The organism is Labrys wisconsinensis (assembly GCF_030814995.1).
Classification (GTDB): domain Bacteria; phylum Pseudomonadota; class Alphaproteobacteria; order Rhizobiales; family Labraceae; genus Labrys; species Labrys wisconsinensis.
This window is the reverse complement of the sequence record NZ_JAUSVX010000001.1, coordinates 892718-914880: the sequence shown is the minus strand read 5'-3', so window position 1 is coordinate 914880 and position 22163 is coordinate 892718. Positions and strand designations below refer to the sequence as shown.

Here is a 22163-nt window from a genome sequence, read left to right as displayed (position 1 = left end):
GAGTCGGATCGGAGCAGGGCGCCGTCGGCGGAGCGAGATGGGACCGTTGCCGGAGCGAGCTCGACGCTTGCGTCTTCCCTCCCCCTTGTGGGGAGGGATAAGGGGTGGGGGTGGTCGACGTAGTACGCGCCCTGTCCGGAAGGACCCCCACCCCCTACCCCTCCCCGCAAGGGGGAGGGGATCGGCCAGCGTCGTGGCAGGGCCGTTCGCAAGACAGGATCCGGACCCTCCCATGCCCCGCATCATCATGACGCCGGACGACATCGCCGAGGGCATGGCGGCGCTCGCCGCCGCCGATCCCCGGCTGGCGGCCGCCCACCGGCTCACCGGCATGCCGCCGCTGCGGCGCACCGCCGGCGGCTTCGAGGGGCTGGCCTGGATCATCGTCTCGCAGCAGGTGTCGGTGGCGAGCGCCCGCGCCATCTGGGCGCGGACCCGGGCGGTGTTCGCGCCCTTCTCACCGGACGACCTCATCGGCGCCGAGGAGGCGCGCTTCCGGGCGGCCGGCCTGTCCGGCCCCAAGATCCGCACGCTGCGGGCGCTGGCGCAGGCGGTGGCCGAGGGGCTCGACCTCGACGGGCTGGCCGGCCTCGCTCCCGACGAGGCCCATGCCGCCCTGACCGCGGTCAAGGGCATCGGGCCCTGGACCGCCGATGTCTACCTCCTGTTCTGCCTCGGCCATGCCGACGCCTTCGCCGCGGGCGATCTCGCGGTGCAGGAGGCGGCGCGCGCGGCGCTCGGCCTGCCGGCGCGGCCGACGACCGCGGCGCTGCTGGCCGAAGCGGAGGCCTGGCGGCCGTGGCGGGGCGTTGCCGCGCGGCTGCTCTGGGCCTACTACGCTTGGATGAAGGCGGGCCGCGAGGGTGCGCCCCTGCCCACCGGAGACCCGACATGACGCTGCTCGACGGCCCCCGCCTCGCCCCCCGTTCCGGCGCCGCCGCCAGGAGCCTCGTCGTGTTCCTGCACGGCTACGGCGCCGACGGCAACGACCTGATCGATATCGGCCGGCACTGGCAGGGGCTGCTGCCGGACGCGGCCTTCGTCTCGCCGCACGCGCCGGAGCCCTGCGCCGGGGCGCCCTTTGGCCGGCAATGGTTCCCTCTGACCTTCCGCGTCCCGCACGAGCGCTGGCGCGGGGTGCAGGCGGCGATGCCGGTGCTGAACGCCTTCCTCGACGCCGAGCTCGAGCGTCTCGGCCTGCCGCCGGAAGCCCTGGCGCTGGTCGGCTTCAGCCAGGGCACCATGATGGCGCTGCATGCAGGCCTGCGCCGGCCGCAGCCGGCGGCGATCATCGGCTATTCCGGCCTCCTGGTGACGCCGGAGGACCAGGAGCCCGCCGCGATGCAGGCGGAGGTGACGGCGCGCCCGCCGGTGCTGCTGGTGCACGGCGATGAGGACCAGGTGATCCCGCCGGAGGCGCTGATGTTCTCGGTCCAGGGGCTGGCCGCCCTCGGCGTGCCGGTCGAGTTCCATATGAGCCGCGGCGTCGGCCACGGCATCGACGGCGACGGCCTGCGCCTCGGCGGCGAATTCCTCGCCCGGCACCTTCCGCACGCGGCCGCCAGGCCATGACCGCGGCCCTGGCCGACGAGCTCGCCGGCCTGCTCGGCCCGGAGGCGGTGCGGGCCGGCGCCGCGGTGGCGCTGCTCGATCCCGGCTGGAACCCGCACAACCTCGATGCCGGCCTGGTGGTGTCGCCGGCGACCACCGCCGAGGTGTCGCGCCTGCTGGCCTTCTGCCATGAGCGCGGTATCGGCGTGGTGCCGCAGGGCGGGCGCACCGGCCTGGTCGGCGGGGCTGTGTCGCTGCCGGGCGAGGTGGTGCTGTCGCTGACGCGCATGGCCGCCGTCGCGGCGATCGACCCGGTCGGCCGCACCGCCGTGGTCGAGGCCGGCGTGACGCTGGAGCGGCTGCAGCAGGCGGCGGCCGAGCACGGGCTCGACCCGGCGATCGACACCGCCGCGCGCGGCTCGGCCACCATCGGCGGCATGATCGCCACCTGCGCCGGCGGCATCCGTGCCTTCCGCCACGGCGTCATGCGCCACCGGGTGCTGGGCCTGGAGGCGGTGCTGGCCGACGGCACGGTGATCGACGACATGACGCAGGTGCTGAAGACCTCGAGCGGCTACGACCTCAAGCAGCTCCTGGTCGGCTCGGAGGGCACGCTCGGCGTCGTCACCCGGGCGGTGATCCGGCTGGAGCCGCTGCCCGGTCCGCGCGCCACGGCGCTGATCGGCCTGCCCGGCGCCGCGGCGGCGCTCGCCGTCGTGCGGCACTTCCTCGGCGCGGACGGTCCGAGCCTGCAGGCGGCGGAGATCATGAGTGGCGGCTATGCCACGGGCTCGGCGGCGGCGCTCGGGGTCGACGGCGGGGCGCTCGGGCTCGGCGCGCCGGTGCACCTCATCGTCGAGGTCTCGGGATCGATCGAGGCGGAGACGCGCGAGGCCCTGGAGGACGGGCTCGCCACGGTGTGGGAGAGCGCCGGCATCCAGGGCGGCGTCGTCGCCGCCACGCTGAAGCAGCGCGAGACGATCTGGCTGATTCGCGAAGCCTCGGACGCCATCGGCCGCGCCTACGGGCTGGAGCTGTGGTACGACGTCTCGGTGCCGCCGGCGCGCATCGACGCCTATGTCGCCGAGGCCGGCCGGTGCCTCGCCGCCGTCGACCCGGCGCTGGAGCTGCACTTCATCGGCCATCTCGCCGACGGCAATCTGCACGTGATGGCCGCGCGCCGGGAGAGGCCGGAGCACGTTCCGCACGAGGCGATCGAGGCGGCGCTCTACGAAGGCCTGCGCGAGGCCGGCGGCGCCTTCTCGGCCGAGCACGGCGTCGGCCTCGACAAGCGCGAGGCGCTGGCGCGCCACGGCGACCCCGGCAAGCTCGCGGCGATGCGGGCGGTGAAGGCGGCGCTTGACCCGCGCGGCATCCTCAACCCTGGCAAGGTGCTGCCGCCGGCCTGACGGCGGCCGCCCGCTCCCCTGCCGCCGTCGCCCGGCCCGTCCCCGGCCGGGCCGGCTGGGACCTCCGCCGCGTCGGTCGAAAGGGGCTCCCCACGCATAACGATCCGCAATACACTGATAAACGTGGCCGCATGTGTCACGCAGATTGCATGGATGTCGGGCATGCACACAAAAGCGGCGTTTGTGGAGAATGTCGGCGACTCATTCCCGTTGTCAGTTTCGGACCAGCGTGCAAGTCTTCGTTCCATGACAGACCGGAAGGCCTGTCGGGACCGCATCCGGAAGAACTGTAACAAGCCCGAAACGGGCAGCAGGGCGTCGCTTCGTTCCGCCGCAGGGCGTGAGCCAACAACCAGACGGGAGACATTGCAATGAAGGACAAGATCTGGACCCCGGGCGGCATCAGCCGCCGGTCGATCCTGAAGGCGGGCGCTGCGGCCGGCCTCGGCCTGGTCGCCTCGCCGGCGATCGTCTCGAACGCCTTCTCCTCCTCGGGGGAGGTCAATTTCATGGGCTGGTCGGGCTACGACTTCAAGAAGCTGTTCGACAGCTTCACCGCCAAGACCGGCATCAAGGTGAACTTCCTGGAGCAGCCCGACCAGGATTCGATGTTCGCCCAGTGCAAGCTCTCCCTGCAGACCGGAGCGGTGGATTTCGTCGAGCCGACGGTCGACCGCGTGGCGAGCTGGGTGGCGAACGGCATCCCCCAGCCCTGGGACGAGACCAAGATCAAGCTCGACAACTACGACCAGGCCTTCGTCACCGGCGTCGCCGGCGACACGGCCAAGGTCGACGGCAAGCGCTACTTCATCCCGAGCGTCTGGGGCACCGAGGCGCTGACCTATTCCACCACGGACGCCAACACCGAGTACGGCAAGGCGAGCCTGGCCGACCTGTTCGACCCCAAGTTCGAGGGCAAGGTGGTGGTGCGCGCCCATTCCTCGCTCGCGGCGATGGGCCGTGTGCTGGATTCGCAGGGCAAGCTGCCCAAGCCCTTCCTTGACAGCTACAAGGACGAGGCGACGATGAAGCAGATCTGGGACATCGTCCTGGCCGAGGCCATCAAGCACAAGTCCAACATCGCCCAGTTCTGGAACGGCGAGAACGACGCCCAGGCCGCCTTCCGCACCAATGGCTGCGTCCTCGGCCTGACCTGGGACTCCACCGGCTACAACCTGAAGAAGGACGGGCTGGCGTTCGGCTTCGTCGCGCCGAAGGAAGGCGCCTTCGCCTGGCTTCAGGGCTACTTCCTGATGAAGAACGCCAAGAACACCGAGCAGGCCTACGAGTTCGCCAACTTCGTCTCCACGGCCGACGGCTCCGCCCTCAATGCCACGGCCTTCTCGGCGAACCCGACCGGCAAGGGCGGCATCGACAAGATGGATGCCAAGGTCACCGAGTTCTATCATGGCGCCTATCCCGGCGATGCGTTGTCCAAGCTGTGGTGGTGGCCGATCCAGGATGCCTGGTTCGTCAAGCTGCGCGGCGAATACGCCGACAAGTGGAAGGCGGCCTGAGCCCGAGCCGCACGGCCCGCCCGAGTCACGGGCGGGCTGCTCCGCCGGCGGCCTGAGACGGGCCGCCGGGTCCATCCCGCGTCATGCCGGCGGCGATGGCATCGCATTTGCGTGTTCCTGCCCGCGAGGCCGGCGCTGCCGCCTCGCCAACCTGAGTGCCGGGGGCCGATGAGCGAAGACGTCCAGCTTTCCAGCGTGACCATGGAATTCGGCAAGTTCCGCGCGGTCGACAACGTCGACGTCACGATCAGGGCCGGCGAGTTCTTTTCCTTCCTCGGGCCGTCGGGCTGCGGCAAGACCACGATCCTACGCATGATCTCCGGCTTCAACGACCCCACCGCCGGCGCGATCCATATCGGCGGCCGCGACATGCGCGGCATCGGGCCGAACCAGCGGCCGACGGCGCTGATCTTCCAGAACCTGGCTCTGTTCCCGCTGATGCCGGTCTGGGAGAACATCGCCTTCGGGCTGGAGGTGCGCGGCGTGTCCAGGGAGACGCGCCGGCGCCGGGCCGACGAGCTCCTGCGCCTGGTCGACCTGCCGGATGCCGCCGACAAGCGGGTCAGCCAGCTCTCCGGCGGGCAGAAGCAGCGCGTCGCCATCGCCCGGGCGCTGGCGGTCGAGCCCAAGGTGATGCTGCTCGACGAGCCGCTCTCGGCGCTCGATCTCAAGCTGCGCCAGCACATGCGCAGCGAGCTGCGCGCCATCCAGAAGCGCACCAACGTCACCTTCGTCTACATCACCCACGACCAGGGCGAGGCGCTGGCGATGTCCGACCGGGTCGGCATCATGTCGCAGGGGGTGCTGCAGCAGGTCGGCACGCCGCAGGAGATCTACAACGCGCCGGCGAACGGCTTCGTCGCCTCCTTCGTCGGCGAGAACAACCGCTTCGCCGGCCAGGTCGTGTCGGTGGCGGGCGAGGCGGCGCGCTTCGACACCACCGCGGGCACCTTCGCCACGCGCCTGGGGCCCGGCATCGGCCAGGGCGCGAGCGCCAAGGTCTATGTCCGGCCGGAGCATTCGACCCTGGAGGCCCAGCCGGTGGAGGGCATGAACAGCGTGCCGGTGACGGTGCAGGAAGTCGCCTTCGAGGGCAATTTCATCCATGTCCATGCGCACGACACGCACGGCGCGGTGCACATGGTGCAGCTGCCCAACGATCCGTCGAGGCCTCCGCCCGCCGTCGGCGCCAGGCGCCACCTGACCTTTGCACCGGAGCACGCGGTCGTCCTCGCCGACGCCGCCGTGCGCGGCCGGGCCTAGAGGCCGTCATGACCGCCCTCCTCAGGCGCTACGGCCGCGGCCTTACCATCGCCATCCTCGGCCTGACCGCCTTCTGGCTGCTGGCCCTGGTGGTGCTGCCCTATTTCATCATGTTCCGCTATTCCTTCCGGCCCTACCTGCCGGTGGACCAGCTCGGCGGACCGAACGACGTCTACACCCTCGGCAACTACGCCACCTTCTTCAGCAGCCCGCGCACGATCCAGCTGTTCGGCTGGGCCTTCGACATCCCGATCCATGTGCAGATCTTCGTGCTGACGGTGTTCTATTCCTGCGTCGTCACGGTGATCTGCCTGGTGGCCGCCTATCCCCTGGCCTATTTCCTGGCCAAGATGGCGGCGCCGAGGAACGCGCCGACCCTGTTCATCGTGCTCCTGATCCCGCTCTGGGTCAGCGAGGTGCTGCGCTCCTTCGCCTGGTTCATCATCCTGTCGTTCCAGGGACCGCTCAACACGTCCCTGATAGGCCTCGGGCTGATCGCCCGGCCGGTGCGCTGGCTCACCGGCTTCAACGGCGTCGTCGTCGGGCTGGTCTACACCTATGTGCTGTTCATGCTGTTCCCGATCTACAACGCCATCCAGTCGCTCGATTCCAACCAGATCGAGGCGGCGCAGGATCTGGGCTCGCCGACCTGGCGCACGCATTGGCGGGTGGTGATCCCCCATTCCAAGCCCGGCATCGCCTCGGGCTGCGTCATGGTGTTCATGCTCTCGGCCGGCTCGATCCTGGTGCCGACCCTGCTGGCCTCGACCACATCGCGCTGGTTCACCGAGATCGTGCAGCAATGGATGTTCGAGAGCCAGGACTGGAACACCGGCTCGGCCTACGCCTTCCTGCTCCTGCTGATCTGCGTGCTCTTCGTCAGCCTGATGATGCGCCTGTTCAAGGTGCGCCTCGCCGATATCGCCAAGTGAGGAGGGGCGGATGAGACAACACGCGTTCGGCCGCCTCCTGATGAAGATCTTCGTGGCGGTCTTCCTGTTCTACATGCTGATGCCGCTGGTGATCATGGGCGGCGCGGCGCTGAACAATTCGCGCTTCCCCTCGATCTATCCCTGGGTCGGCTTCACCGGCCGCTGGTTCGAGGACCTGTGGGCCGACACGCGGATGTGGACGGCGATCCGCAACACCCTGCTGGTGGCGCTCTCGGTGGTGGCGCTCGCCGTGCCGATCGGCACGGCGGCGGCCATCCTGATCAACGGCATCGATGCCCGGGCGCGCGGCTTCCTCTACGGCGTGATGATCGCGCCGATCCTGACGCCGGGCGTGGTGATCGGCATCTCCACCCTGCTGTTTTGGAACGCGTTCAACGCTCCCGCGGGCCTCTGGCTCTCGGTGCTGGGCCAGGTCTCCTTCATCGCCGCCTATGTCATGCTGCTGGTGCTGGCGCGGCTGCAGAGCTTCGATCCCCTCCTGGAGGAGGCGGCGCTCGACCTCGGCGCCAGCCACACCCAGGTGATGCGCCGCATCGTGGTGCCGCATCTCTACCCCGCCATCGGCGCCGGGGCGCTGATCGCCTTCTTCCAGTCGGTGGAGAATTTCAACGTCACCCTGTTCACCAAGGGCAATTCGGACACGCTCACCGTCTATGTTTTCTCCAAGACGCGCTCGGGCATCACGCCGACCATCAACGCGCTGGCGCTCAGCCTGATCGCGCTGACCGTGATCGGCGCCATCGTCTACGAGATCACCCGCCGCCGGGCGGAGAGGCGGGCCATGGAGGAAGCGGCGGCCGCGGCCGCCGCCGAGGACGCCGACCTCGCCGCTGCCGGGCCGCTGGCGACGCCGGCGGCGGCGTAGCGGCCGGGCTCACGCCGCCCGGGGATCGAGGAGCGCAACGCCGAGGCGCTCGAAATCGCGTGACTGGCGAGGGCGATTGTCAGAGGTCGACGTCGCGTGGCAGGTCGCGTTCGCGCTCGAGATCCAGTGCGGCGGCCCGTAACGGCGAAGCCAGGAGAAACTCGGCGAGCGTGCCCTGCCGAACCGTCACGCGCGCCCATTCCGAGACGGACACGACCACGACGCTCGGTTCGCCGTTGCGGGTGATGATCTGGGGGCGCTCCTGGGCAAGGTCGATCACTTCGGAGAACCGCGCCTTGGCGCTTGCCGCCGTCCAGCTCTTTCCCGTGTCGATTTTCGTAACGGCCATGGCACCATTCCGCTGACCGGAATGCCCTCTATGCCGTTGACGTCCGCCCGGCAAGGCCTCAGATATCCACCCCCCTGTCGCGCTTCTTCCTCCTCCGCTCGATCAGCACGGCGTTGAGCTCGGCGCCGATGAGGAACACCACCGAGACCAGCCAGAGGAAGAACAGCGCCGCCACCACGCCGGCGAGGCCCGCATAGGTGCGGGAATAGCTGGCGAAGTCGGCGAGATAGATGCCGAACAGGCCGCCGCCCGCCAGCCAGAACACGAAGGTGAGCAGCACGCCGGGCCAGACGTCGGCGAGCCTGCGCTCGCCGGCGGCCAGGAAGAGATGGACCAGCACGATGGCGCTGCCGAGCACGACGAAGGCGGCGGCATAGCGCAGGGCCGTGACCGGCATGGCGAGATCGCCGAGCGGCGGCACCAGGGTGACGGCGGCATCCCAGAGCACCGGCCAGAACAGCACGAAGCCGGCCAGCACCATCAGGGCGAGGGCGCCGATGACGACGAAGAGCAGGCCCTGCAGGCGCAGCAGCCAGAACGGGCGCATCTCGCGCACGCGATAGGCGCGGTTGACGCCGACGCGCATCGCCTCGACGCCGTTGGTGGCGAGCAGGAAGGAGAGGACCGCGCCGAAGGTCAGCACGCCGGGCCGGGAATTGCCCAGCACCTTGTTGACCTCGTCGGCGATCGGCGCGGCCACCATATGCGGCCAGGTCTCGAACAGGAGGCGCACGATCTCCGCCTGCACCGCCGGCGTGGTGAGCTGGCCGGCGAGGGCGGTGACGAAGATCAGGAAGGGGAACAGCGCCATCAAGGCCGAGAGCGCCATATGGCTCGCCATCGGCCAGCCGTCATCCTCGGCGAAACGGTCCCAGACGTCGAGCAGCAGGTGCAACCCCGGCATGCTCAAGCCCTAATCGGGGTCGGCGGCCGCTTCGATCGCCTCCATGTCGTCGTCGGACAGGCCGAAATGATGGCCGATCTCGTGGACCAGGACATGGGTGACGAGATGGCCGAGCGTCTCCTCGTGCTCGGCCCAATAGTCGAGGATCGGCCGGCGATAGAGGGAGACCATGTTCGGCATCTGGCCGGTATGGCCGGTGGCGGTCGCCTGCGCCAGGCCGACGCCCTGGAACAGGCCGAGCAGGTCGAACTCGTCCTCGATGCCGAGCTCGTCGAGCACCGCGTCGGTCGGGAAATCCTCGACGCGGATGATGACGCCGGCGCTCATGCGCCGGAACGCCGGGGGCAGGCGCGCATAGGCCTCCTCGGCCAGGCGCTCGAAATCGGCGAGGGTCGGGGCGCTGAGCCCGGCGAGATCGAGATCGGTCATCGGGCACCCAATTGCCGCACGAGGAGGATGGCCAGCACGATCACGCCGACCAGCGAGAGCCCGCGGCCGATGCGCCGGCCCCAGAGCTCGATCCTGTCGGCGGGGTCGGCCTCGCGGGCGGCGAAATGGTCGGCGGTGCGGCGCAGCGCCGAGCCGAGCACGTCGCCTTCGCGGTCGACCCGGTCGAGGATGCGCCGGGCTTCCTGCTCATCGTTCATGCCGCCCCCTGAAGATCGTAGGCCTCCTCGATGATATAGGGCCCGCCGCCGACGGAATCACGCGAAGACATCAGGACGAAGCGCTCGGCGCGGAAGGAATGCCGGCCGCCGCCGCGCAGGGCCAGCCAGTCGGCGGTGCGGCGGGCGGTCGCCTCGACCCGCAGGCGCGCCAGGGTGACGTGCGGGGTATACTGGCGGTTCTCCATGGGCACGCCGAGGCGGCGCAGCAGCCGCTCCTGCGCCGCCTGCAGCTCCATGAGGGCCGGGACCGGCGCCACCGCGGCATAGACCGCCTTGGGCCGGGCGCCGCCGAAGGCGTCGAGGTCGGCGACCGTCACCTCGAAGGCCGGCCGCCTCACCCCGTCGAGCGCCTCGGCGACGTCGCGGGCGAGGGCGTCGTCGAGGTCGCCGATGAAGCACAGGGTGATGTGGTAGTTCTCGACATCGATCCAGCGCGCGCCCGGCAGGCCGCCGCGCAGCAGCGAGAGGGCCATGCCGACGGTCTCGGGCACTTCCAGGGCGGTGAAGAGGCGCGGCATGGCGGGAGCCCGCGGTCAGGGCGCCGGGTTCATGTGCAACTGGTGGATGGCGTCGATCTCGGCCTCCAGCTCCGGCGGCAGGACGACGTCGATCGAATCGATCGCGGTCTTGAGCTGGGCCATGGTCGAGGCGCCGATGATGGTCGCGGTCAGGAACGGCCTGGTGTTGACGAAGGCGAGCGCCAGCTGCGCCGGGTCGAGGCCGGATCTGGCCGCCAGGGCGACATAGGCGTCGATGGCGACGGCCGCGCCGGGCTTCTCGTAGCGCTGCAGGCGGTTGTAGAGCGCCTTGCGCGAGCCCGGCGGCAGCGCGCCACCCTGGTACTTGCCGGTGAGGTAGCCCTGGGCCAGCGGCGAATAGGCCAGCAGGCCGAGCCCCTCGCGCATGGCGACCTCGCCGAGGCCGGTCTCGAAGGTGCGGTTGATCAGGGAATAGGCGTTCTGGATCGACTGCATGCGGGGCAGGCCCTTGACCTCGCTCTCCCTGAGGAAGGTCATGGCGCCCCAGGCGCTCTCGTTGGAGAGGCCGACCCAGCGCACCTTGCCGGCCTTGACGAAATCGTCGAGCACCTCGAGCTGCTCGGCGATGGTGGTGGTCTCGGTCTGCGGCGAGGGCCGGAACGCGGTGGGATTGGCACCCCATTGCATCGGCCGCTCGGGGAAATGCAGCTGGTAGAGGTCGATATAATCGGTCCTGAGGCGCTTCAGGCTCTTGTCCAGCGCCTCGGTCATCTGCGCCCGGTTGAGGCGGCTCTCGGACCCGTCGTCGCGGAACCAGGTCATGGCCGAGGCGCCGACCACCTTGGAGGCGAGGATCACCTGGTCGCGGCTTTTGCGCGAGGCGAACCAGTCGCCGATGATCCGCTCGGTCGAGCCCGTCGTCTCGGCCTTGGGCGGAACCGAATAGAGCTCGGCCGTGTCGAAGAAGGTCACGCCCCGGTCGAGGGCGTAGTCCATCTGGGCGAAGCCCTCCTCGGCCGTGTTCTGGTCGCCCCAGGTCATGGTGCCGAGGCAGATGACGGAGACGGTCTGGCCGGTGCGGCCGAGCGGGCGGTACTGCATGGGAAAGGTCCGGAAGGCGGGATAAACGTTTCACCAGATCGGGCCGGGCCCTGGCAAGGGGAGCGAGACCCTCGTTCTTCACTTTCTGCTCGACGCATGCCCGCAATTTCTTTCAAGGGCGCAACCTTCGTCGTCATGGACGGGCTTGTCCCGTCCATCCACGCGAACATAGTTCCATGTCGAGTTCGCGTGGATGGGCGGATCAAGTCCGCCCATGACGTCGCGGGCGGCACCGCCCTCTCCGCATTGTACTCAACCGTGCCGTCATGGCCGGGCTTGTCCCGGCCATCCACGCGAACGCCGGCAGTGCGGCAAAGCACCGGTGGCGGCGTGGCAAGCGCTGGCCATCGTCACGTTCGCGTGGATGGGCGGATCAAGTCCGCCCATGACGGTTGTGCGTGGAGATACGTCGAGAATATATGATCAGCGTTTCTCGACAGTTCTGCCAGGCACCGGAATTGCAGGCTTCACGTTGTTACTCGCCAGCCCGTCCACCGCGCGGCGGATCCAGGCGAGGCGGGGCTGCGGGATCAGGCCATAATTGTAGAAGTTGAAGGCCCGCGCCCCGCCGGCTTCCGCCGCCGCGACCTTGGCGGCGAGGTCGTCCGCGCCCGCCATCTCGGGATGGAACACCCGGAATCCGGCGCCGACGACCTTGTCCGGGCCGGCCGCGGCGCGGGCCCTGGCCAGCACGGCGTGCGTCGCCGCCGCGTCCATGTCATAGGCGCAGATCAGCAGGCCGTCGCAGGCGCGGGCGATCGCCGCATGGTCGCAGCCGCCGAGCCAGCCTTCGCTGAGATCGATCGTCACCACCTGGCTATCGGGATGGGCGGCCTCGCGGATCTCGGCGACGAGGCTGGTCACCGGCTCGAAGCGCCAGGCGAGGAAGGCATGGAGCTCCGGCCAGGGCGCGAAGGCGGTGAGGCCGGCGCCGGGAAAATCGGGAAAGCGGGCCTGTGGCACCTCTTGCTCGCAGGCCTCGCAGATCCAGCCGCGCACCAGCTGCCGCGCCGCCTCGACCGGCACGCCGGCGCGGGTCGCCCGCTCGGTGCAGGCCGGGCAGAAGCACAGCGACATCAGGAAATTGGCGTCCGGCGTGAGGCCGACGCCGTCCTTCTCGTGGTGGTAGCCGTGGACGAAGTCCATGAAGCAGGGGCTCTCCAGCTCCACCCGGTCCGGCCGCCAGGTGTGGGTGAGGTCGGCCACCAGGGTGCGGACATAGGCGCGCGCGTCTTCGTTGGACGGGCAGAGGCTGAAATAGCTGGGATCGCCGAAGGCGTTGCGCGCCACCACGTCGGGATGGCGCATGCCGAGCCGGGTGTTGTGGAGGCAGACCGTCCAGCAGGAGACGCCGAGGCCCGAGCGCTCGCGCGCCGCCAGGAGCCCGGCGAAGACGTCCTGCTCGGCGACGATCGAGGCGACCTCGGGCGTGACGGCGAGGTCGGCCCAGCGCTCCAGCGTCGGCCGGAAATAGATGGTGCCGTCCTCGGGGAAGTAGGAGCGGCGGCGCGGGCTGCGCGGCTGGAGGAAGCGGCCGGCATGGTAGGAGGTCGCCAGGCTGATGCCGTCGAGGCCGCAGGCATCGCGGATCTCGCCGCACACCGTGTCGAGGCCGAGGTCCTGCACGTCCCAGGGATAGGTCCAGATCGAGCGGTTCATGGCGTGCTCCCTTCAGGCCCGCAGCGGCTCGGCCACCTGGATCAGGCAGTCGCCGGCTTCCGACATGGTGTGCAGCCGGCAGGAGATGACGATGCCGGCCTCGGCGAAGCGCAGGGGCTGCTCCTGCGCCGTGTCGTCGTCGAGGTCATGATACCAGCCGGCGAGATCGCCCGCCGCGACGGCCGCGCCCGGCTCGACCGCCGGCTCCCACCAGCCGCGGCGCTCGGCGTAGATCGCCTGGGAATGGCGGGCGAGCGAGAGCAGCGCGGTCGGCCGCTCCACCGGCGCATGCTCGCCGAGCAGCGGCGCCGCGGTGATGCCGAGGCGCATCATCAGCCCGTCGATGGCGCGGGCGGTCAGCGCCATGCTGGCCGGCGTGGTGGTGCCGCCGCCGCCGAACTCGCCGCTGACGCCGATGGCGCCGGCCCGGCGGGCGGCGCCCATCGAGGTCGGCGCGCCCGGCCCGTTCGCGGCGACGAAGCCGTAGGGCATGCCGAGCGCCTGCAGGAGGTCGAGCGCCCGGGCGTGGCGGGCGGTGTCCTCGTCCTTCTCGATCAGCGAGCAGGGCAGGTGCGCCATGGAGGTGCCGCCGGAATGGAGGTCGAGCACCACGTCGTGGCGCGGGAAGATCTCCTTCTCCAGCATCCAGGCGAGGCGGCCGGTCGGTGCGCCCAGGGGATCGCCGGGGAAGGCGCGGTTGAGGTTGCCCGCGTCGAGCGGCGAGCAGCGCTTCGCCGCAATGACCGCCGGCCGGTTGGCGACCGGGAGAATGGTGACGGCGCCGCGGATGTCGGCCGGCTCCAGGCGGCGGGCGAGGCGGGCCAGCGTCAACTCGCCCTCGTACTCGTCGCCATGGTTGCCGGCCATCAGCAGCAGACGCGGCCCCGGGCCGTTGCGCACGGTGACGACAGGGGTGCGCACGTGGAAATAGGGCGAGCGGTCGACCGAGAACGGCATGCTGACATGGCCGCGGGCCTTGCCGTCGCGCTCGAAATCGAGGTCATGGAAGACGCCGGAATGCATGGCTCGAGCCCTAGCCGAAGAAGGTGGGGAAGGCGTGCTGCACGAAGCCCTTGCCATCGGCTCCGAAGAGGACGCGGTAGCGGTCGAGGCAGGTGCAGGGATGGGAGATGCCGAACTCGACGACGTCGCCGACCCGGATGTCGGCGCCCGGGCCGAGCGCGAGAAAGGCGTGCTGGTCGTTGAGCTTGGTCACCTCGGCCGCGGGGGGCCGGTCCTGGCGCCGGCCGTCGCGCCAGATGGCGAGGGCCGAGGGAAAGCCCTGGTCGAAGGAGGCGTCGCGCATGCCGAGGCCGCAGACGGCGAGGCCAGGCTCGGGGCGCGACAGCACCTCGGCCCAGAGCCGCAGCGCCGGCCGGAACAGGGCGCGGGCGGCGGCCGGTGCGCCACCCGGGTGGAAGCCCTGCCGCGCGTCGAGGGCGGCGAAGGCACGGTCGTAGACGCCATGGTCATGGAAGAAGATGGCGCCGCTGCGCAGCACCAGCTCGGCCGCCCCGTCCGCGGCGACCACGGGCCCGAGCGCCGCGATCACCCGGTCGAAGAACACCGAGCCGCCGGCGGTGACGATCAGCGGCCGACGGTCGCCGAGCCGGCGGCGCAGCAGGGCGAAGGCCTCCGCGGTCAATTCGAGCAGCCCGGCAATGATCTCGAGCGTGCGCTCGGGGGAGGCGACCGCCGCGGCGCCCTCATAGGTGGCGACGCCCGCCGGCTCCAGCCGGCCGCCGCTGGCGAGGACGACGTCGAGAATGGCCTCGACCTCGGCGAGGCTGCGCGCCCCGCCGCGGGCGGCGCCGGTCTCGGCCAGCACGCGCAGCGGCGGCAGGGCGGGATCGGCGCGCCAGGCCGCGGCGAGCGCGGAAGCGGCAGCCACCGAATCGACGAAGACATGCAGCAGCGCTCCGGGATAGCGGCGGATGAGGGCGGCGAGCCGGCCGGCGCCGCCGGCCCCGCCGATGCCGTTGGCCAGGATCAGCCGGTCGAGCCCGGCGCGCAGCATCACGCCGGCCTGGCGGATGTCGGCCACGGTTGTGCCCCAGGCCCCACCCTCGACCAGGGCGCGGGCGAGGTCTGGCGCCATCGGCGTCTTGGCGTGCGGGGCGACGGCGACGCCCTGCTCCCGGGCATAGGACAGGAACAGGTCGCGGTTGGCGCGGAAGGCGGTCTCGTCCAGCGTCAGCACCGGGAGCGCCATGCGCCCATCCGCGGGGTGCCAGCGCAGGAGCGGCAGGTCCGCGGCGGAGAGATCCGCGGTGCCCGGCGGCACGCCGCGCAGGCTGTCGTCGAGCAGCACCGGCCGGGCTGAGGCAGACAGGAGCGGGGCGGGCAGAAGTGTCGGGGCGTCGGTGGTCATCTTGCATCCCTCGGCAAATCAGGGTCTGGCTGGGCGGCCATGGAGGACGGGCGATGTATGACGGGCCGGTGATCGACGCGCACCATCATCTGTGGGACCTGGCGATGGGCCGGCATCCCTGGCTTGCGGCCACGGCCGGCGAACTCGGCGGCCTCGGCGATCTCGGACCGATCCGGCGCAATTACCTCCCTGCCGATTTCCTGGCCGACGCCGCCGGCCAGACTGTCGTGGCGAGCGTGCATGTCGAGGCCGGCTGGCAGGAGGGCGACGGCCTCGGCGAGACGCGCTGGCTCGACGGCCTCGACAAGGCCGGCGGCGTCGCCAGCCGCTATGTCGCGCGCGTGGCGCTGGCCGATGTCGGCGCGGCGGCGCAGATCGAGGCGCAGGCGGCCAATCCGCGGGTCGCGGGGATACGCGACATCCTCAGCTGGACGCCGGATCCGGCCCGGCGCTTCGCGCCGCGCGGCGACCTGATGGCCGATCCGGCCTGGCGCGCCGGCCTCGCCCGACTGCAGCGCCACGGCCTCGTCTTCGACCTCATGCTGTTCCCGCCGCAGCTCGCCGAGGCGGCACGGCTCGTCGCCGACCACCCCGACCAGCTCTTCGTGCTGGAGCACGGCGGCAGCCCGATCGACCGCGATCCCGAGGGTATGGCGGTCTGGCGGCGCGGCCTCGCCGAGCTGGCGCGGCGGCCGAACGTGGTGATCAAGATCTCCGACCTCGTCGCCTATGACCCGCACTGGACGCTGGAGAGCATGCGCCCGGTGATCGGCCATTGCCTCGACGGCTTCGGGCCGGAGCGCACGATGTTCGGCAGCGATTTCCCGGTGGCGGGGCTGCATGCAAGCTATGGAGAGGTGGTGGGGACGCTGCGTGCGCTCACCGCGGATCTCAGCCGGGACGAACAGCGGGCGGTGTTCCACGACACGGCGCGGAGGGTGTATGGGGTGGGGTAGGGGGCTTCGGTTACGCCTGGGTCGGACGCAACGCTCGTTGAACGAGGCGCAACGCCAGCCAATCCCCTCCCCCTTGCGGGGAGGGGTAAGGGGTGGGGGTCGTAACGCCCGCCATGGCGGATGGAAAGTCAGGGACAAGGCCTTTCGACCGACGTCGCGCCCTATTCTGAGGGACCCCCACCCCTCACCCCTCCCCGCAAGGGGGAGGGGAGCGGCTAGCGGCGCGCCTGAGGTCTTTCTTTCCACCCCGCCCATCACCGCCGCGCCGCCTCGCGCCCCGAGAGCAGCAGCAGCGCCAGGATCAGCGAGCCGAACAGGATGCTGCGCCAGCCCGGCGAGGCGTTGATCACGGTGATCAGGGCGGTGATGGTCACCAGCAGGATGGCGCCGGGGATGGTGCCGGCATAGGTGCCGCGGCCGCCGAAGATCGAGGTGCCGCCGAGCACCACGGCGGCGATCGAGGCGAGGAGGTAGGGATCGCCCACGCCGACATAGCCCTGGCCGTTGTTGCCGAGCACCAGCACGCCCGCGAGCCCGGCGGCGAAGCCGCTGAGGGCATAGACCGCGAGGATGGTCGCCGGCACCGGCACGCCGGAGAGGCGCGCCGCCAGCTCGTTGGCGCCGAGGGCGTAGACCCGGGCGCCGAAGGGCGTGACGTGCAGCACCAGCAAGGCGAGGGCGGCGCAGGCGATCCAGAGCAGGATGCCGGCGGGGATGCCGGCCGGCCGGGCCGAGCCGAGCCAGGAGACCAGCGGGTTGGAGGGCGTGATGGCGCTGCCGCCGGCGATGATGATCAGCAGGCCCTGCAGGAAGGTCGCCATGGCCAGGGTCATGATCATCGGATGCACCCGGAGCCAGGCGATGCCGGCGCCGTTGAGGAGGCCGATCAGGCTGGTCAGCGCCAGCACGCCGACGACCGGCACCAGTCCGGTCTCGTCCCCGGAGACGGAGAGGAGCGGCAGCGCCACGGCGGCCACGGTCACCAGCGCCGCCACGGAGAGGTCGATGCCGCCGGCGATGACCACGAAGGTCTGGCCGATGGCGACGAGCCCGATCACGGCGGCGAGCTCCAGGAGATAGCGCAGATGGCCATAGGCGCCGAAGCCGCGCGAGACGAAGCTGGCGCCGATCCACACCGCGACGACCAGCAGGGCGGTGAGGACGGCGCGGTGGGCGAGGATGCTCTTGAGGCGAGGGGACAGGGTCATGGCAGCAGGGCCTTGCGCAGCTGCGGCAGGGCGACGGCGCCGATGATGATCAGGCCCTGCGCCACATATTGCGAAACCGGCGAGAAGCCGAGGTGGAACATCACGCTGATCATGACGCTGAGCAGCAGGCTGCCGGCCAGCGCGCCGCGCATGGTGCCCTGGCCGCCGAGGAAGCCGATGCCGCCCAGCACGGCGGCGGCGATGGAGTTGAGCGTGAAGGCCTGGCCGATCAGCGGGTCGCCCGAGCCGGTCTGGGCGGCGACGAACAGCCCGGCGCCGGCGGCGAGCAGGCTGGAGAGCGCATAGGCGGCGATGCGGGCGCGGTCGACCGGCACGCCGGAGCGGTAGGCCCCGACCGGGTTCTCGCCGGCGGCATAGAGGCTGAGGCCGAGGGGCGTGGCGAGATAGGCCTTCCAGGCCAGCACCACCAGGACCAGGATCGCCAGCGCCGTCGGGCTGTTGCCAGCCAGGAGGTCGGAGAGCCAGTCCGGCACGCTGCCGCCGGGCCTCGGCAGGACCACCAGCGCGGCGCCGCTGATGATGAAGGAGCCGGCCAGGGTGACGACGATGGCCGGCAGGTTGAGGCGCACGACGATCAGGCCGGTGACGAGGCCGCTGGCGAGGCCGGCCAGCGCCACCGCGGCGATGCCGCCGGCGACGCCGCCGCCCCCGGCCATCACGGTCGCGGCGATGACGGCGCCGAGGCTGACCGTCGGGCCGATGGCGAGGCTGATGCCGCCGGCCAGCATCAGCATGGCCTGCGCCATCGCGACCAGGGCGAGGGGAAACCAGCTCTGGGTGAACTTGGCCAGGCCCGCCGGGGTGAGGAGCCCGGGATGCAGCACGGCATAGGCGAGGAGGAAGGCCGCGACCACGGCGAAGAGGCCGAGCGAGCCGGCATTGCGCCGGCCCTGGATCGCCGCATAGAGCCGGCCGGGGGCCGGCCCCCGCATCGTCGCGTCAGGCATGGGCGGCCTCCCCTGCGGTCGCGCCCATGGCGGCGCCGACGATGCTTTCCTCCGACAGGGCCTCGCGCTCGAGCGCGGCGACGATGCGTCCGTCGCGCACCACCGCGACCCGGTCGCACAGATGCACCAGCTCGGGCGTGTCGGAGCTCAGGAGCACCACCGCCCGGCCCTCGGCCGCGAAGCGGCGCAGCATGGCATAGATCTCGCGCTTGGTCTCGACGTCGACGCCGCGGGTGGGATCGTTGAGCAGCAGCACCTTCGGCTCGTGCGGCATCCATTTGGCCAGCGCCACCTTCTGCTGGTTGCCGCCGGAGAGGGCGAGCGCCGGCCGGTCGAGGTCGCCCTTGATGGCGAGGCGCGCCGCCAGGCCCCGGCCGGCCAGCCGCTCCCGCGCCCGGCTGCGCGGGGCGAGGGCCGGAGCCCGGGCCTGGGCGGGAAGCATCAGGTTGGCGAGGATGGTGTGGACGAGGTGCAGGCCTTCGCGCTTGCGGTCGGCCGGGACATAGGCGAGGCCGAGGCGGTTGGCCCGCGGCACCGAGGCCGGCAGTCCGGGCTCGCCGCCGACCGTGGCCCTGTCGGCGCCGGCGCGGATGGCGCCGTAGAGGCCGAGGAGCAGGTCCTCCTGGCCCTGGCCGACCAGGCCGCCGATGCCGAGCACCTCGCCGGCGCGGATGTCGAGGTCGACGCCCTGCATCATGCCGGCATGGAAGCCGCGGACCTCGACGACGGGCGGCCGCTCCTCCTGGCGCTGCCAGGCGGGGAAGATGTCGCCGGGATCGCGGCCGACCATCAGGCGGACCAGGCCGGCGGCGTCGAGGTCCTGCATCGGCCGGTCGGCGGTCACCTGTCCGTCCTTGAGCACGGTGACGTGCGAGCACAGGGTCAGCACCTCGTTGAGCCGGTGCGAGATGTAGAGGATGGCGGTGCCCTGGTCTCTCAGCCGGTGCAGCACGGCGACCAGGGCCGCGGTCTCGTGGGCGGAGAGCGAGGAGGTCGGCTCGTCGAGGATCAGCACCCGCGGCCTGCGGTACAGCGCCTTGGCGATCTCGACCATCTGGCGCCGGCCGAGCGGCAGCTCGCCGACGGGCGTGGCGAGCGGCTCGTCGAGGCCGACCAGGGCGCAGACATGAGCCGCCTCGCGCCCCAGGCCGACATAGTCGACGAAGCCGAAGCGGCGGGGATAGGCGCCGAGGCCGATATTCTCGGCGATGGAGAGATGGCTGGTGAGGCTGAGCTCCTGCTGCACCACGGCGATGCCGGCCCGCCGGGCGGCTGGCGGGCCGTACCGCGCCTGCGGCTTGCCGTCGATCTCGATCGAGCCGCCGTCGGGGCGCAGCGCGCCGGAGAGGAGGTTGATCAGGGTCGACTTGCCGGCGCCGTTCTCGCCGAGCAGGGCGTGGATGCGGCCGGGTTCCAGGCGGATCGACACGTCCCGCAGCACGGTGTTGCCGAAGAAGGAACGGGTCGCCCCGCGGGCGGCCAGGACGGGTTCGGGCATGAAGAGGTCTCGTGGACGCGATACGGCGCGCGCGACGTGAGTCGATGGAGCACGGGGAACCCCTCTCCCAGCCGGGAGAGGGGGGCAGCAAACGTCATGCCTGGTCCCTGGCGGCGCTTACTTTCCGGCCAGCAGCTTCTCGAACAGCGCCTGGTCGTAGGGCGAGAAGATATAGCCGTCGGCCGGGAAGTCCTTGGCGCGGGCCAGGTACTGGTCGATGTTGGAATTGTCGATCACCGGCAGCGGGATCTTGACGAAGGCGGGCACGTCCTTGCCGGAAAGCGCCTGGACCGCGACATAGGTCGCGAAGGCGCCGAGCCAGTTGGGCTGCATGGTGGCCCAGGCCTTGAGGTCCTTCTCCTTCCACAATTCGAGGAACTGGCGGGCGTTCTCGCCGGTGATCGGCACCATCGCCCGGCCCTGCTTGTCCATGGCGAGGACCGCGCCGGCGGAGAGGGCGCCGCCGAGGGAGAGCACGCCGTCGATCTCGGGATTGGCGAAGAGCAGGCTGGTCACCGCCTCCTGGGCCGGCGCGGTGTTGTAGGCGGTGTTGGTCTCGGCCAGGATCTGCACGTCGGGATGGGCCTTCAGCACCGGCTCGGCGCCCTTGCGGCGGTCGTCGGAGACGGAGACGCCGGCCGGGCCGTTGAGGACGATGATCTTGCCCTTGCCGCCGATCGCGTCGATCAGGAACTTGGCGGCGCCGGCGCCCCATTGGGACGAATCGGTGTTGATCTTGGCGGTGACCTGGTCGGTGTCGACCAGGCTGTCGAAATTGATGATGGCGATGCCCTTGGCGCAGGCGTCGGCGATGACGCGGGCGGGGGCGGTGGAGGAGCCGGCGATCAGGATGATGGCGTCGACATTGGCGTCGATCATCGACTGGATCTGCTGGATCTGGATGTTGGCGTCGCCCTGGGCGTCCGTGACCACCAGCTTGTCGACGAGGCCCTGCTTCTTGAGGTCGGCGACCTCGGCCTCGATGGTGCCCTGGGTCTGCTTCATCCAGGTCGGCACCGAATAGATGTTGGCCCAGCCGATGGTGTAGGGCGGCTTGCGGTCGCCCTTGATGCACTTGGCCGCGGCCTCGGCCGCCGTGGTCGCGGCGAGCGCTGTGAGCAGGCCGAGGCACAGGGCGCTCGCGGCCGTTCGGAGTGAAAGCTTCATGTCACGATCCCTTCGATGGTGCCCGGCGCTTTGGCCCCCGGGAAGCGCGTCCCGGAAGCTCAGCCGTGCGGCTGTTCTTATGAAGTCCAATATAGTGGAACGATGATCAGTATATCGGACGAAGGGATGCTAGACCGGGCCCCGACGACGCGCAAGAGGGCGCGATGGGAGCGAGCAGGGTCGAGCTCACCTCTGCGCGTCGCGGGCGTGCCCGTCACGCCCCAGGCAGCCCCATAGCCGTGGAGGATCGTCAGGGCGGGCTCGCCCGGGTCAGCCAGCATTGGCGGCGCGACCGATTTGCGTGGGTGGCGTTCTCCACGCGGGCACGGGCGTGGCGGGGAGAGATACGCCGGTGCCGAACGGTCGAGGTCTTTCGCCTCGGCCCCCGCCGGCTGCCGCCTCCGATTCCTCCCACGCCGGCTTCGGCCACGCGCGGACGGAGATCGCGCGATATCGCTCGGTTATGCCGGCCGCTGCTCCTCGGGCTCGGCGAGTTCGCTGAAGTTGGTGATCGATACCGACGCGTCCGGGAAGCGCGCCGTGATCTCCAGCTTGCCCCCCAGCGCCTCGATATAACGGCGCAGGTTGCTCACATACATGTCGGCCCGACGCTCCAGCCTGGCAACGGCCGGCTGCCCGACATGCAGGTCGCGGGCAAGCTCCTCCTGCGACTTCTCGCGGGCTTGGCGCAGCTCATGCAGCGCCATCTCGTGGAGCATGGCCTTGGTGGCTTCGGCATTGCGGGTACGGCGCTCCGGCGCCATTCCCTTGCGCAGCTCATCGAATGGGCGGCGTCCGGTCATATCAGTCCTTCCTTCCTGATCTCGATCAGGTGCTCCTCGTACAGGCGGTCGGCGACCGGGATCATCGTCTCGTAGAAGCGATCGTGCCCGGCTTTGCTGCCGCCGATGAGCAGAATGGCCGTCCGCCGGGGATCGAAGGCATAGAAGACCCGGTAAGGCTCGCTACCGCTCTGGATACGCAACTCGCGCATATGGGTGTGCCGCGAGCCCTCGATCCCCGATGAGTAAGGGAACGGCAGTTGGGGGCCTCTGGCCTCCAGCATGCCGACCGCCCGGTCGATATCGTCCTGGATTCCCTCGATCAGGGTCTCATACCACGTGCCAAACTCATCCGTGTACTCGACATCGCAGCCCATGCCGTCGCCCAAAATATTCCATGGATGTAATAACGCAAGATTATTCCATCCATGGAATATCGCATGCCGACGATCCGCGGCAGACCTCATCGCGTTTCTTCATCCGCGCGCCGGCTGA

At 70.5% G+C, this 22163-nt stretch carries 23 protein-coding genes; 8 read left to right on the top strand and 15 right to left on the bottom strand.

Features of this window, described 5'->3' with window-relative positions; translation table 11 throughout:
• Positions 1-232: 232 nt before the first annotated feature.
• The 7 genes from QO011_RS04175 to QO011_RS04145 all read left to right on the top strand — a co-directional run bounded on the left by QO011_RS04175 (position 233) and on the right by QO011_RS04145 (position 7558).
• On the top strand, positions 233-895 hold the full coding sequence (locus tag QO011_RS04175; RefSeq protein WP_307268083.1) for a DNA-3-methyladenine glycosylase family protein: 663 nt from the start codon (positions 233-235) through the stop codon (positions 893-895).
• Positions 892-1572, top strand: a complete 681-nt coding sequence (locus tag QO011_RS04170; RefSeq protein ID WP_307268080.1) for an alpha/beta hydrolase — start codon at positions 892-894, stop codon at positions 1570-1572. The genes QO011_RS04175 and QO011_RS04170 overlap by 4 nt, the downstream gene beginning before the upstream one ends.
• Positions 1569-2960 (top strand): FAD-binding oxidoreductase, encoded by a 1392-nt coding sequence (locus QO011_RS04165; protein ID WP_307268078.1) that lies wholly within the window; start codon positions 1569-1571, stop codon positions 2958-2960. The genes QO011_RS04170 and QO011_RS04165 overlap by 4 nt, the downstream gene beginning before the upstream one ends.
• A 371-nt stretch (positions 2961-3331) precedes the next feature.
• A complete protein-coding gene (locus tag QO011_RS04160) occupies positions 3332-4477 on the top strand; it encodes an extracellular solute-binding protein (protein ID WP_307268076.1) in 1146 nt (381 codons plus the stop codon).
• 168 nt (positions 4478-4645) lie between these two features.
• On the top strand, positions 4646-5740 hold the full coding sequence (locus tag QO011_RS04155; protein ID WP_307268073.1) for an ABC transporter ATP-binding protein: 1095 nt from the start codon (positions 4646-4648) through the stop codon (positions 5738-5740).
• An 8-nt stretch (positions 5741-5748) separates the two neighbouring features.
• Positions 5749-6672, top strand: coding sequence for an ABC transporter permease (locus tag QO011_RS04150; protein WP_307268069.1), 924 nt, complete (start codon positions 5749-5751; stop codon positions 6670-6672).
• Positions 6673-6682: 10 nt separating this feature from the next.
• Positions 6683-7558 carry an ABC transporter permease gene (locus QO011_RS04145; protein WP_307268067.1) on the top strand — a complete coding sequence of 292 codons (876 nt, stop codon included), beginning with the start codon at positions 6683-6685 and terminating at the stop codon, positions 7556-7558.
• Positions 7559-7637: 79 nt separating this feature from the next.
• Here the strand turns inward: QO011_RS04145 and QO011_RS04140 are convergent, their stop codons facing one another.
• From QO011_RS04140 to QO011_RS04100, 9 genes are all read right to left on the bottom strand, one after another.
• The gene (locus tag QO011_RS04140) at positions 7638-7907 is read right to left on the bottom strand and encodes a type II toxin-antitoxin system prevent-host-death family antitoxin (protein ID WP_307268065.1); all 270 of its coding nucleotides are present in this window, start codon (positions 7905-7907) and stop codon (positions 7638-7640) included.
• A 58-nt stretch (positions 7908-7965) separates the two neighbouring features.
• On the bottom strand, positions 7966-8811 hold the full coding sequence (locus tag QO011_RS04135) for a YihY/virulence factor BrkB family protein (protein ID WP_307268062.1): 846 nt from the start codon (positions 8809-8811) through the stop codon (positions 7966-7968).
• A gap of 9 nt (positions 8812-8820) precedes the next feature.
• Entirely contained in the window at positions 8821-9240 is a 420-nt protein-coding gene (locus QO011_RS04130) for a metallopeptidase family protein (protein ID WP_307268059.1), read from the bottom strand.
• The gene (locus QO011_RS04125) at positions 9237-9458 is read right to left on the bottom strand and encodes a hypothetical protein (RefSeq protein ID WP_307268055.1); all 222 of its coding nucleotides are present in this window, start codon (positions 9456-9458) and stop codon (positions 9237-9239) included. The genes QO011_RS04130 and QO011_RS04125 overlap by 4 nt, the downstream gene beginning before the upstream one ends.
• Positions 9455-9997, bottom strand: a complete 543-nt coding sequence (gene thpR, locus QO011_RS04120; protein WP_307268051.1) for an RNA 2',3'-cyclic phosphodiesterase — start codon at positions 9995-9997, stop codon at positions 9455-9457. The genes QO011_RS04125 and thpR overlap by 4 nt, the downstream gene beginning before the upstream one ends.
• Positions 9998-10012: 15 nt before the next feature.
• Positions 10013-11059, bottom strand: a complete 1047-nt coding sequence (locus tag QO011_RS04115) for an aldo/keto reductase (RefSeq protein WP_307268048.1) — start codon at positions 11057-11059, stop codon at positions 10013-10015.
• Between the two features lie 423 nt (positions 11060-11482).
• The gene (locus QO011_RS04110) at positions 11483-12718 is read right to left on the bottom strand and encodes a hypothetical protein (RefSeq protein WP_307268045.1); all 1236 of its coding nucleotides are present in this window, start codon (positions 12716-12718) and stop codon (positions 11483-11485) included.
• Between the two features lie 12 nt (positions 12719-12730).
• Complete coding sequence (locus QO011_RS04105) at positions 12731-13741, bottom strand: M14 family metallopeptidase (RefSeq protein WP_307268043.1); 1011 nt, start codon at positions 13739-13741, stop codon at positions 12731-12733.
• A gap of 10 nt (positions 13742-13751) precedes the next feature.
• Entirely contained in the window at positions 13752-15089 is a 1338-nt protein-coding gene (locus tag QO011_RS04100) for an alanine racemase (protein ID WP_307268041.1), read from the bottom strand.
• A 53-nt stretch (positions 15090-15142) separates the two neighbouring features.
• On the opposite strand from QO011_RS04100, the gene QO011_RS04095 reads away from it, so the two are divergent.
• Positions 15143-16045: an amidohydrolase family protein gene (locus tag QO011_RS04095; RefSeq protein WP_307268038.1), complete on the top strand. Its 903-nt coding sequence runs from the start codon at positions 15143-15145 to the stop codon at positions 16043-16045.
• A gap of 254 nt (positions 16046-16299) precedes the next feature.
• Here the strand turns inward: QO011_RS04095 and QO011_RS04090 are convergent, their stop codons facing one another.
• From QO011_RS04090 to QO011_RS04065, 6 genes are all read right to left on the bottom strand, one after another.
• Positions 16300-17253: an ABC transporter permease gene (locus tag QO011_RS04090; protein ID WP_307268036.1), complete on the bottom strand. Its 954-nt coding sequence runs from the start codon at positions 17251-17253 to the stop codon at positions 16300-16302.
• Positions 17250-18206 carry an ABC transporter permease gene (locus QO011_RS04085; protein WP_307269225.1) on the bottom strand — a complete coding sequence of 319 codons (957 nt, stop codon included), beginning with the start codon at positions 18204-18206 and terminating at the stop codon, positions 17250-17252. The genes QO011_RS04090 and QO011_RS04085 overlap by 4 nt, the downstream gene beginning before the upstream one ends.
• 7 nt (positions 18207-18213) lie before the next feature.
• The gene (locus QO011_RS04080; RefSeq protein ID WP_307268034.1) at positions 18214-19719 is read right to left on the bottom strand and encodes a sugar ABC transporter ATP-binding protein; all 1506 of its coding nucleotides are present in this window, start codon (positions 19717-19719) and stop codon (positions 18214-18216) included.
• A gap of 117 nt (positions 19720-19836) precedes the next feature.
• The gene (locus QO011_RS04075; protein WP_307268031.1) at positions 19837-20886 is read right to left on the bottom strand and encodes a substrate-binding domain-containing protein; all 1050 of its coding nucleotides are present in this window, start codon (positions 20884-20886) and stop codon (positions 19837-19839) included.
• Between the two features lie 461 nt (positions 20887-21347).
• A complete protein-coding gene (locus QO011_RS04070; RefSeq protein ID WP_307268029.1) occupies positions 21348-21689 on the bottom strand; it encodes an XRE family transcriptional regulator in 342 nt (113 codons plus the stop codon).
• Positions 21686-22135 (bottom strand): type II toxin-antitoxin system RelE/ParE family toxin, encoded by a 450-nt coding sequence (locus QO011_RS04065; RefSeq protein ID WP_307268026.1) that lies wholly within the window; start codon positions 22133-22135, stop codon positions 21686-21688. The genes QO011_RS04070 and QO011_RS04065 overlap by 4 nt, the downstream gene beginning before the upstream one ends.
• Between the last annotated feature and the right edge of the window lie 28 nt (positions 22136-22163).

What these genes read in the sequence shown, in the direction of transcription:
- QO011_RS04175 (WP_307268083.1), top strand. Translation starts at nt 233, where the DNA reads ATGCCCCGCATCATCATGACGCCGGACGACATCGCCGAGGGCATGGCG.
- QO011_RS04170 (WP_307268080.1), top strand. Translation starts at nt 892, where the DNA reads ATGACGCTGCTCGACGGCCCCCGCCTCGCCCCCCGTTCCGGCGCCGCC.
- QO011_RS04165 (WP_307268078.1), top strand. Translation starts at nt 1,569, where the DNA reads ATGACCGCGGCCCTGGCCGACGAGCTCGCCGGCCTGCTCGGCCCGGAG.
- QO011_RS04160 (WP_307268076.1), top strand. Translation starts at nt 3,332, where the DNA reads ATGAAGGACAAGATCTGGACCCCGGGCGGCATCAGCCGCCGGTCGATC.
- QO011_RS04155 (WP_307268073.1), top strand. Translation starts at nt 4,646, where the DNA reads ATGAGCGAAGACGTCCAGCTTTCCAGCGTGACCATGGAATTCGGCAAG.
- QO011_RS04150 (WP_307268069.1), top strand. Translation starts at nt 5,749, where the DNA reads ATGACCGCCCTCCTCAGGCGCTACGGCCGCGGCCTTACCATCGCCATC.
- QO011_RS04145 (WP_307268067.1), top strand. Translation starts at nt 6,683, where the DNA reads ATGAGACAACACGCGTTCGGCCGCCTCCTGATGAAGATCTTCGTGGCG.
- QO011_RS04140 (WP_307268065.1), bottom strand. Translation starts at nt 7,907, where the DNA reads ATGGCCGTTACGAAAATCGACACGGGAAAGAGCTGGACGGCGGCAAGC.
- QO011_RS04135 (WP_307268062.1), bottom strand. Translation starts at nt 8,811, where the DNA reads ATGCCGGGGTTGCACCTGCTGCTCGACGTCTGGGACCGTTTCGCCGAG.
- QO011_RS04130 (WP_307268059.1), bottom strand. Translation starts at nt 9,240, where the DNA reads ATGACCGATCTCGATCTCGCCGGGCTCAGCGCCCCGACCCTCGCCGAT.
- QO011_RS04125 (WP_307268055.1), bottom strand. Translation starts at nt 9,458, where the DNA reads ATGAACGATGAGCAGGAAGCCCGGCGCATCCTCGACCGGGTCGACCGC.
- thpR (WP_307268051.1), bottom strand. Translation starts at nt 9,997, where the DNA reads ATGCCGCGCCTCTTCACCGCCCTGGAAGTGCCCGAGACCGTCGGCATG.
- QO011_RS04115 (WP_307268048.1), bottom strand. Translation starts at nt 11,059, where the DNA reads ATGCAGTACCGCCCGCTCGGCCGCACCGGCCAGACCGTCTCCGTCATC.
- QO011_RS04110 (WP_307268045.1), bottom strand. Translation starts at nt 12,718, where the DNA reads ATGAACCGCTCGATCTGGACCTATCCCTGGGACGTGCAGGACCTCGGC.
- QO011_RS04105 (WP_307268043.1), bottom strand. Translation starts at nt 13,741, where the DNA reads ATGCATTCCGGCGTCTTCCATGACCTCGATTTCGAGCGCGACGGCAAG.
- QO011_RS04100 (WP_307268041.1), bottom strand. Translation starts at nt 15,089, where the DNA reads ATGACCACCGACGCCCCGACACTTCTGCCCGCCCCGCTCCTGTCTGCC.
- QO011_RS04095 (WP_307268038.1), top strand. Translation starts at nt 15,143, where the DNA reads ATGTATGACGGGCCGGTGATCGACGCGCACCATCATCTGTGGGACCTG.
- QO011_RS04090 (WP_307268036.1), bottom strand. Translation starts at nt 17,253, where the DNA reads ATGACCCTGTCCCCTCGCCTCAAGAGCATCCTCGCCCACCGCGCCGTC.
- QO011_RS04085 (WP_307269225.1), bottom strand. Translation starts at nt 18,206, where the DNA reads ATGCGGGGGCCGGCCCCCGGCCGGCTCTATGCGGCGATCCAGGGCCGG.
- QO011_RS04080 (WP_307268034.1), bottom strand. Translation starts at nt 19,719, where the DNA reads ATGCCCGAACCCGTCCTGGCCGCCCGCGGGGCGACCCGTTCCTTCTTC.
- QO011_RS04075 (WP_307268031.1), bottom strand. Translation starts at nt 20,886, where the DNA reads ATGAAGCTTTCACTCCGAACGGCCGCGAGCGCCCTGTGCCTCGGCCTG.
- QO011_RS04070 (WP_307268029.1), bottom strand. Translation starts at nt 21,689, where the DNA reads ATGACCGGACGCCGCCCATTCGATGAGCTGCGCAAGGGAATGGCGCCG.
- QO011_RS04065 (WP_307268026.1), bottom strand. Translation starts at nt 22,135, where the DNA reads ATGAGGTCTGCCGCGGATCGTCGGCATGCGATATTCCATGGATGGAAT.